Source organism: Arthrobacter sp. MOO21 (genome assembly GCF_057369995.2).
Window position 1 is genome coordinate 3785012 of record NZ_CM170671.2, and the last position, 12834, is coordinate 3797845.

A 12834-nucleotide genomic window follows, 5' to 3' on the forward strand; every position below is an offset into this window, starting at 1 on the left:
CCTGCGGCGGGGCCCCCACGAATGTTCGGCCTGTCTACACGTCCCCGACAGGTAGTGCAGGGATACCGGGCGCGGGTCAAGGAACAGATCCGGGAGCGGATCGCCGAGGGCGGCAAAGCGCAGGAAGCCACTGAACCCGGTCCGCGGCGCCGCACCGACCTGCGGCTCGCCCTGCCGGCCGTGCTGGTGTGGAGTGCCTCCGTGGCAGGTCTTTGGCTGCCGCCCAAGGACCTGGCCGCCCTGTGCTGCATACTGGCAGCCCTCGGCGGCCTCTTCCTGGCCGTCGCCGCGAAATACAGATGGAAACGAAGGGCGCGTCCCGCCGTCGCCCCCGGAACACAGCCCGGAAGCCGGCGGATTCGGCGCCGAAGCTTTTCCGCGGCCGTGGGCGTTTCCCTCGCGCTGGCCGCTGCCGCCGCCGCCCATTCTGCAACAGCCTCCAGCCAAAGGTCGGATGGGCCCCTCGCCGAAGCAGTAGCGTCCGGCAAGTCAGCCGTTGCCGTCGTCGAAGTGGCAGGCAGCCCGCGCGCTCTACCCGGGCCCGGTGGTACAGCCCAGCGGTGGGCGGTCCCGGTCTGGACCCGCGAAGTGGCCACTGGCGGCGTGCTCGTGCGCACGCGGGCGCAGCTGCTGGTCATGGGCGGCCGCGGCTGGGGCGCGGTGCTGCCAGGGCAAACCCTGCGTGCCACCGGTAAGCTGCACCACGCCGGGCCCGGGAGCCCGGAAGCCGGGACCCTTGCCGCCTCGTCGGCACCCGGCAAGGCCAGCGGCGGTTCGTGGCTCGACGGTGCCGCCAGCGACCTGCGGGCCCGATTCGTAGCCGCCGCAGCCTTCCTCGGCCCGGACGCCCGGGGGCTTCTGCCCGGAATGGTCACCGGCGACACCAGTGCACTGGACGAGGGGCTGGAAAGTGCCATGAAGGTTGTAGGCATGACGCATCTGACGGCCGTCAGCGGCGCCAACTGTTCCCTGGTCCTGGGCGCATTGCTGCTCGCGTGCCGGAGGTGCCGGTTGCCCCGCGCCCCGGCGGCCGCCGCTGCCCTCGGCGGGCTTGGGCTGTTCGTGGTGCTGGTAGGTCCGGACGCAAGTGTCCTGCGCGCCGCCCTGATGGGGGCCATAGGGGTTGCCTCGCTGGCTGGTGGCCGGTCCGGGCGGGGCCTGAGCTTCCTGTGCCTTGCGGTCATTGGGCTCCTGCTGGCCGATCCCGCGCTCGGCGCCAGCTTCGGATTCCTGCTGTCCGTGCTGGCCACGCTGGGGATCATCGTCCTGGGGCGGCGGATCATCGCCTGGATTCCCGGGGCGGTTCCCCGGTGGGCGGCGGCCGCGCTTGCGGTGCCGCTCTCGGCCCAGCTGCTCTGCGGCCCGGTCATCGTCCTCCTGCAACCGCAATTTGCCACGTATGCCCTCCTGGCCAATGTGGTGGCTTCGCCGCTGGTGGCGCCGGTAACCCTGCTCGGAACTGCGGCAGTTCCGTTGGTGGTCCTGCTGCCCTGGCTTGCCGCCGCACTGATAGCCGTGGCGGGGACTTTCAGCGCGGGGGTAGCCGCCACTGCCAGGGCTGCGGCACAACTGCCGGGTTCGTCGCTGCCATGGCCGGAAGGAGTTCCTGGGCTGCTCTCCATGGCACTCCTGTCGCTCTTGACGTTTGCCGCGCTCTGGGCGGCCACCCGGCCGCGCCGGTCGCTTGCCCGGGTCCTTGCTGTCCACGCATGGATTGAGGCGGGGATCGGGCTGCTGGAGGACCGGCTTGCCAGCACCCGTGACCCCGGCAGCCCCGGCAGCTTGGACGGCGGCCCGGGACATGGCAGGCTGGGATACTCCACTAAATCTTCCGAAAGGACCCTGCGATGGCCGCCGCGCAAAAGCGGGCAACCCGCGCCCCGGCGTCGAATACCGCCTCCTGGCGCGATGTAGTCCCCGCAGCCGTGGTGCTCGTCAGCGGCCCGGAAGACTACCTGGGGATCCGCGCCATGGACAAAGTCCGGGCCCAGGTCCGGACAACGGCGCCTGACGTGGAACTCAGCCGGATCAACGCCGCGGCGTATGAACCCGGAGCGTTGGCCATGCGGGTCAGCCCATCGCTTTTCGGCGAGAGCAAGCTGATCGAAATCGAGGCCGTGGAAGGCATGAACGATGCCTTCCTGGCCGATGCCCTGGACTACCTGCAGCATCCCGAGCCGGACGCAGTGGTGGTGCTCCGCCATGCGGGGGGAGCACGGGGCAAGAAGCTCCTCGACGCCATCAGGAAGGGCGGTTGGCCGGTGGTCGACTGCCAGCCCCTGAAGAAGGATTCCGACAAAGCCGCCTTCGTGATGGCAGAATTCAAGGCCGAGGGCCGGCGCATCAACCAGGACGCCGTCCAGGCGCTGGTCAACGCAGTAGGGGCCGATCTTTCGGAACTCGCTGCCGCCTGCAGCCAACTGATCGCGGACGCCGGAAGCACCGTCACTGCCGAAGTGGTGGACCGGTACTACGGGGGACGGATCGAAGCCACAGCCTTCAAGGTGGCCGATGCGGCGATGGCGGGAAACGCGCCTCTGGCGTTGTCCACCCTTCGGCACGCCCTCGCCACAGGAGCAGACCCGGTCCCCCTGGTGGCTGCCCTCGCGGCAAAGCTGCGGACCGTGGCAAGGGTGGCCGGGGCATCCGGTTCCTCCGCCCAGATCGCGGCGGACCTCGGGATGCAGCCCTGGCTGGTGGAGCAGGCGCAGCGGGACGTCCGCCGCTGGACGCCCGAAGGCCTGGTACGCGCCATCCAGGCCACGGCCGAAGCCGACGCGCAGGTGAAGGGGCTCTCCCGCGACCCCGTGTACGCCGTCGAACACGCCGTGACGGTGATCGCCATGTCCGTCCAGGGCAGGTAAGCCACCGGCGCAGTCCCGCCCAGGAACCTCAAGAACGGTTTAAAGGCGTGTGGCCGGTACCCGCGGGTACCGGCCACATCCATCAGTTCGTGGGAACTGGAAACCTTACAGTGCGTTGACCTTCTTGGAGATCGCCGACTTGCGGTTCGCTGCGTTGTTCTTGTGCAGAACACCCTTGCTGACAGCCTTGTCCAGCTTGCGGCTGGCAGCAACGAGCGCAGTAGTAGCAGCTTCCTTGTCAGCGGACTCAACGGCGGTGTTGACGGCGCGGATGGCAGTCTTCAGCTCGGACTTGACTGCGTTGTTGCGCAGGCGAGCCTTCTCGTTGGTCAGGATGCGCTTCTTCTGGGACTTGATATTCGCCACGTGTGAACTCTCTTTGTAATGCGGAAATGGTCTAGAGGGCTTTCAGGCTGGCCTTGACTGAGCGGCGTGGGGATACCTATGGCGGCCAACCATCAGTGACCGTCGACCTGCACGGACACACAGCTGTAAAGAATAGCAGGTCAGCCGCGTGCGTGGCCATTCTGGCTGCCGGTCCAGCCGTGTCGGCGGCGCAGTCCGGCGGCGACGGCTTCGAACCGCTCCCGGTCCAGCACCGCCCCCTCGCGGCGGATGCTGTCCGCCCGGATCTGCAGGACGCGGTCCAGCCGGACCTCGCTGGGCCTGTCCTGCCGGTCCCAGCCGCCCGCGCCGAGGTCGACGTAATCGCTGCTTGTGGATGCAGCGGGAACCCGGTCCCTGCTGGTGAGCATGAGCGCCAGCAGGTACGGGCCGTTATGCCCCACGATGAGCACCGGGCGGTCCTTGCCCCTGGTGTGGTCCTCTTCGTACGGAACCCAGGTCCACACCACTTCACCCGGGTCCGGATCACCATCGGGCCTGGGCGCGTACCTGATGGTGGCGCTGCCGCTGAAATCCCCGGGATAGGAGGAACCGGCCGGGGACGTTGCAGGACGGGACGGTGCGGGACTGGGCGGGGAGGTGCTGGATGAGGGCCGCCGGGCCTTGGATGCTGTCTCCGGCCGAGCGGGCTTGGCCAGCAGCCGCAGGCCTGCCCGGACGGCGTTTCCCAGGGTGCGCAGATTGATCGCCATCCCGTCAGCCTATAGCCGTGGCATCCACCCGACGGTGCTGGCCGATGATGCGGTGCAAGCGGCCAGGACGTGGGACACTGGAGGTTGAAGAAAAGCGGTTCATGCGCGGGCGCCCTTTGGGGTGCGTGGCGGAGGGCCGCGGAAAATCCAACAGTAAGGACCCTGCGTGTCTCCCATGGCCCGCACCGCACCGGTGCCCGCCGCGACAGATCCGGCCATTATTCGGAACTTCTGCATCATCGCGCACATCGACCACGGCAAGTCCACCCTGGCCGACCGCATGCTGCAGTCCACCGGAGTGGTGCAGGCACGCGATATGAAGGCACAGTACCTGGACCGGATGGACATCGAGCGCGAACGCGGCATCACCATCAAATCCCAGGCCGTGCGCATGCCCTGGGAAGTGGACGGCGTCAGCTACGCACTGAACATGATCGACACCCCGGGCCACGTGGACTTCACCTACGAAGTGTCCAGGTCCCTGGCGGCCTGCGAGGGAGCGGTCCTGCTGGTGGATGCTGCCCAGGGCATCGAAGCCCAGACTCTCGCCAACCTCTACCTCGCCATGGAAAACGATCTCACCATCATTCCGGTGCTGAACAAGATCGACCTTCCTGCCGCGCAGCCGGAAAAGTACGCCGCGGAACTTGCCAACCTGATCGGCGGCAACCCCGAGGACGTCCTCCTGGTATCCGGCAAGACCGGCGTCGGGGTTGAGGCCCTGCTGGACAAGATCGTCACGGACCTGCCCGCGCCGGTCGGCGATGCTGACGCACCCGCCCGCGCCATGATCTTCGACTCCGTCTATGACACCTACCGCGGCGTGGTGACCTACGTGCGGGTGGTGGACGGCATGCTGCACCCCCGCGAACGCATCCAGATGATGTCCACCAAGGCGTCCCACGAACTCCTGGAGATCGGCGTCAGCTCACCGGAACCCACCCCGTCCAAGGGGCTCGGCGTCGGCGAGGTGGGCTACCTGATCACGGGTGTGAAGGACGTGCGCCAGTCCAAGGTCGGTGACACGGTCACGAACCTGGCCAAGCCGGCGTCGGAATCCCTGGGCGGCTACGCGGACCCCAAGCCGATGGTGTTCTCCGGCCTCTACCCCCTGGACGGTACGGACTACCCGGTCCTGCGGGACGCCCTGGACAAGCTCAAGCTCAACGACGCCGCCCTGGTCTACGAGCCCGAGACGTCCGCCGCGCTGGGCTTTGGCTTCCGCGTCGGCTTCCTGGGCCTGCTGCACCTGGAGATCGTCCGGGAACGCCTGGAGCGCGAGTTCAACCTGGACCTGATTTCCACGGCCCCCAACGTGGTCTATGAGGTGACCCTCGAGGACAAGAGCGTCCTGACCGTCACCAACCCGAGCGAATTCCCCGCCGGGAAGATCAAGGAAGTCCGCGAACCCATGGTGTCCGCCACCATCCTGGCGCCCAATGAGTTCGTGGGCGCCATCATGGAGCTGTGCCAGGGCCGCCGCGGCCAAATGAAGGGCATGGACTACCTTTCGGAGGACCGGGTGGAGCTGCGCTACTGGATCCCGCTGGCGGAAATCGTCTTCGATTTCTTCGACCTCCTCAAGTCCAAGACGCGCGGCTACGCCTCGCTGGACTGGAAAGCCGACGGCGAACAGGTGGCCGACCTGGTCAAGGTGGACATCCTGCTCCAAGGCGAACAGGTGGACGCCTTCAGCGCCATCACCCACAAGGACAAGGCGTACGCCTACGGCGTGATGATGACCAGCAAGCTGCGCGAACTCATTCCGCGCCAGCAGTTCGAGGTGCCCATCCAGGCCGCCATCGGCTCACGGATCATCGCCCGCGAAAGCATCCGCGCCATCCGCAAGGACGTGCTGGCCAAGTGCTACGGCGGTGACATCTCCCGTAAGCGGAAGCTGCTGGAGAAGCAAAAAGAAGGCAAGAAGCGTATGAAGATGGTGGGCCGGGTGGAGGTTCCCCAGGAAGCCTTCATCGCCGCCCTGACCACTGACGAGTCCAAGGACAAGGCCAAGAAGTAGTGAACACCGCGTCCGGATGCACCGGAGGCCCCTGCGATGCCTAGCACCCTGCCCCTCGGCGACCCCGCCCCGCCGGACGGTATCCTGCCCCCGCAGGCAGCGGACGGTGCGGGGGACCGTGCGTTCGGGCTCTATGTCCACATCCCGTTCTGCGCTGTCCGCTGCGGATACTGCGACTTCAATACCTACACCGCTACAGAGCTTGGCGGCGGCGCCTCCCAGGATGCCTATGCCCGGACGGCTGTTTCCGAGGTGCAGCTGGCCGGCAAGGTGCTCGTGGCCTCAGGCGTGCCGGAACGGAAGCTCAGCACGGTGTTCTTCGGCGGCGGCACTCCCACCCTGCTGCCTGCTGACGACCTCGCTCTGATCCTGCGGTCCGCCATTGACCAATGGGGCATCGAGGATGGGGCGGAGGTCACCACCGAGGCCAACCCTGATTCGGTCACGCCGGAATCCCTCGGCGTCCTCAAGGACGCGGGCTTCACCCGTGTGTCATTCGGCATGCAGTCCGCAGTCCCGCATGTGCTCAAGGTACTGGACCGGACCCACACCCCAAGCCGGGTGCCGCAGGTGGTCCAGTGGGCACGCGATGCGGGCCTCGCCGTCAGCCTGGACCTCATTTATGGGACACCGGGGGAGTCCCTGGCTGACTGGCGGTGCTCGCTTGAAACCGCTTTGTCGTACCAGCCGGACCACATCAGCGCTTATGCGCTGATCGTTGAAGACGGCACCAAGCTGGCGGCGCAGATGCGCCGGGGCGAGGTCCCGGGCATTGACGACGACGACCACGCCGACAAGTATGAGCTCGCCGACCAGCTGATCGCCGAGGCCGGCCTGGGCTGGTACGAGGTCAGCAACTGGGCACGCACACCGGAGCAGGCGTGCCGCCACAATCTCGCCTACTGGCGGGGAGACGACTGGTGGGGGATCGGCCCCGGTGCGCATTCCCATGTGGGCGGGGTCCGCTGGTGGAACGTCAAGCACCCCTCCGCCTACGCCAACCGCCTGTCCCAAGGGCTGTCGCCGGCCGCCGGCAGGGAGACCCTGGATCCGGAAACCCGGCGGCTGGAACGGGTGATGCTTGAGGCGCGCCTGCAGTCCGGACTCGAGGTCTCCGCGCTCAGCGCAGCGGGGCGGCACGAGGTGGCCGGCCTCATCGCCGACGGACTGGTGGAACCCGCTGCCGCGTTCCGCGGCCGCCTGGTCCTCACACTGAAGGGCAGGCTCCTCGCGGACGCGGTAGTGCGGCGCATCCTGCCGGACTAATCCCCACCCGCCCCCTAACCTCGCAAGCTCGGTCAGGGAACCCTGCGGGTGTGGGCCCCAAAGTCTTTTGAGGTCATTTGATCCAGCGCAGGTTGTAGGGGTAGCGGTGCGGCTGGCCGCGGTTCACATGGATGCCGGCCGCTACCGAGAAGCAGGTGAGGGCGACCCAGATCAGCGTGGCGATCACGGCGAAGATGTTGCCGACCACGGGAACGAACACCAGGATGTTGGCCAGTACCGCGGCGATGGTGGGCGGCAGGCTGAAGTTCAGGGCCTCTTTGGATTCCTGCGCGGTGAAGGGGCCGCGGTCCCGGAAGATCAGGTAGATCAGCAGTGCGGGAACACATCCCAGGATGCCGCCAAAGTGTGCCAGGGTTGCCCACTGGCGGTCTTCACTGGCCGTGAGCGGCAGGGCGTTGGCCGGCACGCCATGGTACTCGGAACGGCCCTGGCCGTCCCTGTGATCACGTGCGTTTTCTGCCACAGTCTGTTTCCTTCGGGGGTGCAAGTTTTGCTGACTACTACCAAGAATACTGTCTCTTGGGGCGGCGTCCGGCCTTCAGGGCACGGTGAGGAAGTCGATCACTTCCTCCACCCTGCCGAGCAGCGAGGGCTCCAGGTCTGCGTAGGTACGGACGGCGCCCAACAGCTTCTGCCATCCGAGCCCGACGTCCTCCTTGGTTGCATGGGGCCAGCCAAAGGCTTTCAGGATGCCGGTCTTCCAGTCCTGGCCGCGGGGGACGGCGGGCCATCGGTCGATCCCCAGGACGGCCGGCCGGATCGCCTGCCAGACATCGACGTAGGGGTGGCCGACAATCAGCACGTTCCCGGCGGCGCCGGGCGAGGCCATCACTGCGTCCGCGATGCGGGATTCCTTCGAATTGGGCACCAGGTGGTCCACCAGGACGCCGAGGCGCCTGGCCGGCCCGGGGCGGAAGTCGGCCACCGCCGCGGCAAGGTCGTCGATGCCGTGCAGGGGCTCGACGACGATGCCCTCCACGCGGAGGTCGTCGCCCCAGACTTTCTCCACAAGTTCGGCGTCGTGTTTGCCCTCCACCCAGATCCGGCTCGCCTTGGCCACCTGGGCACGCTGGCCTTCGACCCGCACCGATCCCGATGCCGTCCTGCCTGCGGGCACGCCCGCAGCGGCCCGCGGCGCCGGAGGCATCAGCCGGATGGCCTGGCCGTCCAGGAGGAACCCGAAGCCCAGCCGGAAGGAACGGGACTTGCCGCGCCGGTCCTCCAACGCCACCACGTGCATGCCGCCAGACTTCTCCACGCGGGTCACGGCACCCACCCAGCCCGACTGGACGTCCTCGAGCACCATCCCGCGTTCAACAGGAACTTCGGGCAGCTCCGCGCGGACCGGCGCGGACATGTCCCGGGGGGCCCAGTTCTGGTAATCCATGGATGTGATCCGCCTAGCGCTAGGTAGTGAGCACCGGAATTTCGCCCGGAGCGGTACCAATGCTAACAACGCGCGGCGGCATAATAGACTGTTAGCACTGAGGCATGTCGAGTGCTAAACCCTTGTTGGTGGCAGCATGCAGGCGGGGCGGAGGCCCCGGACCATGGATGGAGGTGGAGAGTGAGCGAGCCACGCAAACTGGAAGTACTGCGGGCCATCGTGGAGGATTACGTCCACTCCCGCGAGCCGGTCGGTTCCAAGGCCCTGGTGGAGCGGCATCATCTTGGGGTCTCCAGCGCCACCATCCGCAACGACATGGCGGCCCTGGAGGATGAGGGCCTGATTACGGCGCCGCATACCAGCGCCGGCCGCATCCCCACCGACAAGGGCTACCGGCTGTTCGTGGACCAGATTTCGGCGGTCAAGCCACTCTCCGCCGCGGAGCGCCGCGCCATCCAGTCACTGCTTGAGGGGTCTGACGACCTCGACGACGTGCTGGACCGCACCGTCCGTCTGCTTGCACAGCTCACCAACCAGGTGGCCGTAGTCCAGTACCCCCACCTGAGCAGGGCCCTGGTCCGCCACATCGAATTCGTCCTGCTTGCCCCGCGCAAGGTCCTCGTGGTCCTGATCGCCAACAGCGGCAAAGTGGAGCAACGGGTCATCGACGTCGGACAGGACCTTGGCGACGACGTGCTGGCGGCCCTGCGCACGCGTTTCCTCGGGGCCCTGGCCGGCACACCGCTGAGCCAGCTCAGCCAGGCGCTTCCCGCCGTCGTCGCCGCTGCCGCCCCGTCCCAGCGGCAGGCGGCCCACGCGCTGGCCCATGGCCTTGAGGCGTTGGCGCAAAGCAGCCGGGAGGACCGGATGGTGATGGCCGGGACCGCCAACCTCGCCAGGTCCAACGTGGACTTCCCGCTCAGCATCGGCCCGGTGCTTGAGGCGCTGGAGGAGCAGGTGGTGATGCTGCGGCTGCTGAGCGAGATGGCCCAGGACCACCGTGGTGTGGCCGTCAGCATCGGGAGGGAAAACCCGTATGACGGGCTCGCCGAGGCCTCCGTTGTGGCCACCGGCTACGGGCCGGACAGTGCCGCAAAAGTAGGGATCCTCGGCCCCACAAGGATGGACTATCCCACCACCATGGCCGCGGTGAGGGCCGTGGCGCGTTACCTTTCCAGGATTCTGGGGCCCTGACCCCGTCATGTCGGCCGCTGGTTGTTGCGGTGGCCGGCTAAGGCCGGGCAGCCCCAGTACATGCAGTACAACAAGGAAGAGATACGAACTTTGAGCAGCCACTATGACGTCCTAGGAGTCTCGCCGGAGGCGACGGGAGAAGAGATCAAGAAGGCCTACCGCAAGCTGGCCCGCACCCTTCACCCGGACGTAAACCCCGGTGCGGACGCTGCGGAGCGCTTTAAGGCAGTAACTCACGCCTATGAGGTCCTCTCCGACCCCCAGAAGCGCCGTGTCTACGACACCACGGGCAACGAGAACGGGACGGACAATGGATTCGGCGGAGCCGGCTACGCGGGCCAGGGCTTTGCCTTCCAGGATATCTTCGACACCTTCTTCGGTGCCGGCGGCACGTCCGGCCCGGCATCCCGTGTACGCCGCGGCCAGGACGCCCTGATCAGTGTCCGCATCGACCTGCGGGACGCGGTGTTCGGCGTCAACAAGAAGCTTGAAGTGGATACCGCGGTTGTCTGTCCCACCTGCGACGGATCCTGCTGCCGCCCCGGAACTCAGCCGGAGCGCTGCGACATCTGCGGCGGCAGTGGCCAGGTGCAGCGGGCAGTCCGCTCCATCCTGGGCCAGGTCATGACGGCAGCGCCCTGCGGTACCTGCGAAGGATTCGGCACGGTCATCAAGGACCCGTGCAACGAATGCAGCGGCCAGGGCCGCATCCGCAGCCGCCGTTCGCTGACCATCAAGGTTCCCGCCGGCGTGGCCACCGGAACCCGCATCCAGCTCGCCGGGCAGGGTGAAGCGGGCCCTGCCGGCGGTCCCGCCGGTGACCTCTACGTGGAAATCCGCGTCAATAACGACGCCACCTACGTCAGGGAAGGCGACGACCTGCACGCCACCTTGCATATCCCCATGACGGCCGCGGCCCTGGGCACGGACGTCAGCCTGGAAACGTTCGACGGCACCCAGGAGATCGACGTCAAGCCCGGGACCCAGTCGGGGGAGATCATCACCCTGCGCGGCCTTGGGGTCACCCACCTGCGCGGGTACGGCCGCGGCGACCTGAAGGTCCACCTCCAGGTGGACACCCCGGCCAAACTGGATTCCCAGCAGGAGGACCTCCTGCGGCAGCTTGCCAAGCTGCGCGGTGAACAGATCACCGAGGGCAAGCTCGCTGCCAGTGGCGGCATGTTCGCCAAGCTTCGGGACCGGCTCGGTAACCTGTAACGGTGAGCAACCCCGTCTTCTTCACCGCCGCAGGCGCCCTGGACGGCTTGGTCCCCGGTGGACTGTTCGTCCTCGAAGGGCCGGAGGCGCGGCACGCGGTCACCGTCAAACGGCTTTCACCGGGTGAGGCCGTGGACATTGTCGACGGCGCCGGCACCCGCATGACGGGGAAGGTCGTTTCGGCCGCGCCCTCCGGCCTTGAGGTGGAGTGCGTAACCGTGGCGGCAGAACCCCGCCCGGACATCCGACTGGTGCTGGTCCAGGCCCTGGCGAAGGGTGACCGGGATGAACTGGCCATCGAAACGGCCACCGAACTGGGCATTGATGCCGTCATACCGTGGCAGTCCGAACGGTCCATCGTGCGGTGGAAAGGCGACCGGGCAGCCCGCGCCCACGCCAAGTGGCAGTCCTCCGTAGCCGCGGCGGCAAAGCAGGCGCGGCGGGCGTGGATCCCGGATGTCCGGCCCGCCGTCGAGTCCGCCGGGCTGCGCGCGGCCGTAGAAGCGGCGGACCTTGCGGTGATCCTGCACGAGGACGCCGTGCGGCCGCTGCGCTCCGTCCTCGAAGCATGGCCTGGCCGCGGCAGCGAGGGCCCACGGGAGGTTTTGCTGATCGTTGGTCCCGAGGGCGGCATCAGCCCACGTGAAGTAACGAAGCTCTGCAGCGCGGGCGCCGTTACCGCCCTGCTGGGGCACCATGTCCTGCGCTCGTCAACGGCCGGCCCGGCCGCCGTCGTGCTTGCCAGCGACGTCCTGGGCCTGTGGGCTGCTAGCGAACCGTAAAGGTGCGCGTGTCCTCGTTCCGGTCCGGCTCGCCGCCGGAACCGGCCTGCCCCACCCGCAGTTCGTAATCGCCGGGAGGCAGGGTGAGGGCGAGAGTGAAGGCGCCCGCCTGCCCCTGCTCCGCTGCGGCGGTGGTCTCGCCGGTCAGGAAAGGTGTCTTGCTGCCGCCGTCCGCCGCTTGCAGGATCTGCCAGTGCAGCTTGCTGCCGGGGGAGGTGCTGCGTCCGGTGATCTTGATGCTGCCTCCGGGTACCTCCGCGTCCTCCTGGGGATCGATGATCCACACCGGCGCCACCAGTCCGGCGGCGCGGGTCATCAGGGCACCCAGCTGCACATGCCCGAATGCCACATAGTCCGTGTGTCCGTCCACCAGGATCCGGACGCGGATCTGCTGTCCGGTATCGATCAGCCCCGAACTCGCGGCGGCCGCAGTGGCCGTATAGATCAGCTGCTGGATGGCGCGGGCGGCCATGTCGGCGTCGAGGTTGCTATTGAAGGCGTCCGCGGAGACGTCAACGGTGATGACATCCTTGCCCGAGATCGACGTGGCGAGCTTGCCGGGGTTCTGCCACGGCGTGAAGAAATCCGGGTCAAGGGGCTTGTCCGACATCATGGCCCGCAGGGCACGCGTTACCGGGTTCTCCTGCTCCGGAACGTCCCGGAACTCGCGGTACAGGAAGATGTTGCCCCCGCTGCGGCCAATCCAGTACACCGGGGCCTTGTTCGAAGACTGCGTGGTCTCCAGCGGCGCGCTGGTGGCGGGACCATCCGGCATGGTGCCGCCCGTGGCGGGCACTGAGGCGAGCGAGCGGGAGGGCGTCGGGCCCCCTTCGGCCGTGCAGCCCGACAGCACCGGAACGAGGACGAGGACTCCTGCCAGGACGGCGGGGCGCACCCGGCCCGCCATTCGTCCAGCCCATGAGGGCGCAGAGGTTTCCGGCACTTCCTTGCCCTTGTCCTTTCGTGGCGTGGCGGGCCGATCCCC

12 protein-coding genes are annotated in these 12834 nt (G+C 67.6%); 7 read left to right on the top strand and 5 right to left on the bottom strand.

The annotated features are described in order from the left end of the window. Window positions 1–54: 54 nt before the first annotated feature. Together AC2JAJ_RS17625 and holA are read left to right on the top strand one after the other, a co-directional pair. On the top strand, window positions 55–1914 hold the full coding sequence (locus tag AC2JAJ_RS17625) for a ComEC/Rec2 family competence protein (protein ID WP_486415018.1): 1860 nt from the start codon (window positions 55–57) through the stop codon (window positions 1912–1914). Beyond that, window positions 1848–2864: a DNA polymerase III subunit delta gene (gene holA / locus AC2JAJ_RS17630; protein ID WP_221384916.1), complete on the top strand. Its 1017-nt coding sequence runs from the start codon at window positions 1848–1850 to the stop codon at window positions 2862–2864. Before AC2JAJ_RS17625 ends, holA begins: the two co-directional genes overlap by 67 nt. Before the next feature lie 105 nt (window positions 2865–2969). Here the strand turns inward: holA and rpsT are convergent, their stop codons facing one another. Beyond that, a complete protein-coding gene (gene rpsT / locus AC2JAJ_RS17635; protein ID WP_221384918.1) occupies window positions 2970–3230 on the bottom strand; it encodes a 30S ribosomal protein S20 in 261 nt (86 codons plus the stop codon). Window positions 3231–3370: 140 nt separating this feature from the next. Next, window positions 3371–3961 (bottom strand): type II toxin-antitoxin system PemK/MazF family toxin, encoded by a 591-nt coding sequence (locus AC2JAJ_RS17640; RefSeq protein ID WP_486415017.1) that lies wholly within the window; start codon window positions 3959–3961, stop codon window positions 3371–3373. Between the two features lie 166 nt (window positions 3962–4127). On the opposite strand from AC2JAJ_RS17640, the gene lepA reads away from it, so the two are divergent. Together lepA and hemW are read left to right on the top strand one after the other, a co-directional pair. Continuing rightward, window positions 4128–5981 carry a translation elongation factor 4 gene (lepA, locus tag AC2JAJ_RS17645; protein ID WP_221384927.1) on the top strand — a complete coding sequence of 618 codons (1854 nt, stop codon included), beginning with the start codon at window positions 4128–4130 and terminating at the stop codon, window positions 5979–5981. Between the two features lie 36 nt (window positions 5982–6017). Continuing rightward, window positions 6018–7247 carry a radical SAM family heme chaperone HemW gene (gene hemW, locus AC2JAJ_RS17650; protein WP_221384929.1) on the top strand — a complete coding sequence of 410 codons (1230 nt, stop codon included), beginning with the start codon at window positions 6018–6020 and terminating at the stop codon, window positions 7245–7247. A gap of 73 nt (window positions 7248–7320) precedes the next feature. On the opposite strand, the gene AC2JAJ_RS17655 is transcribed toward hemW, so the two are convergent. Further along, window positions 7321–7731, bottom strand: coding sequence for a DUF4870 domain-containing protein (locus AC2JAJ_RS17655; protein ID WP_221384931.1), 411 nt, complete (start codon window positions 7729–7731; stop codon window positions 7321–7323). A 75-nt stretch (window positions 7732–7806) separates the two neighbouring features. After that, window positions 7807–8655 (bottom strand): DUF3097 domain-containing protein, encoded by an 849-nt coding sequence (locus AC2JAJ_RS17660; RefSeq protein WP_486415016.1) that lies wholly within the window; start codon window positions 8653–8655, stop codon window positions 7807–7809. A 180-nt stretch (window positions 8656–8835) separates the two neighbouring features. Here AC2JAJ_RS17660 and hrcA point away from each other — a divergent pair, with 180 nt between their 5' ends. The 3 genes from hrcA to AC2JAJ_RS17675 all read left to right on the top strand — a co-directional run bounded on the left by hrcA (window position 8836) and on the right by AC2JAJ_RS17675 (window position 11849). Further along, window positions 8836–9849 (top strand): heat-inducible transcriptional repressor HrcA, encoded by a 1014-nt coding sequence (gene hrcA, locus AC2JAJ_RS17665; RefSeq protein WP_221384935.1) that lies wholly within the window; start codon window positions 8836–8838, stop codon window positions 9847–9849. A gap of 90 nt (window positions 9850–9939) precedes the next feature. Further along, on the top strand, window positions 9940–11067 hold the full coding sequence (dnaJ, locus tag AC2JAJ_RS17670) for a molecular chaperone DnaJ (RefSeq protein ID WP_221384937.1): 1128 nt from the start codon (window positions 9940–9942) through the stop codon (window positions 11065–11067). A 2-nt stretch (window positions 11068–11069) separates the two neighbouring features. Next, window positions 11070–11849 (top strand): 16S rRNA (uracil(1498)-N(3))-methyltransferase, encoded by a 780-nt coding sequence (locus AC2JAJ_RS17675; protein WP_221384938.1) that lies wholly within the window; start codon window positions 11070–11072, stop codon window positions 11847–11849. Here AC2JAJ_RS17675 and AC2JAJ_RS17680 read toward each other — a convergent pair. Then, the gene (locus AC2JAJ_RS17680) at window positions 11836–12756 is read right to left on the bottom strand and encodes a GerMN domain-containing protein (protein WP_486415015.1); all 921 of its coding nucleotides are present in this window, start codon (window positions 12754–12756) and stop codon (window positions 11836–11838) included. The genes AC2JAJ_RS17675 and AC2JAJ_RS17680 overlap by 14 nt on opposite strands. Window positions 12757–12834: the final 78 nt, after the last annotated feature.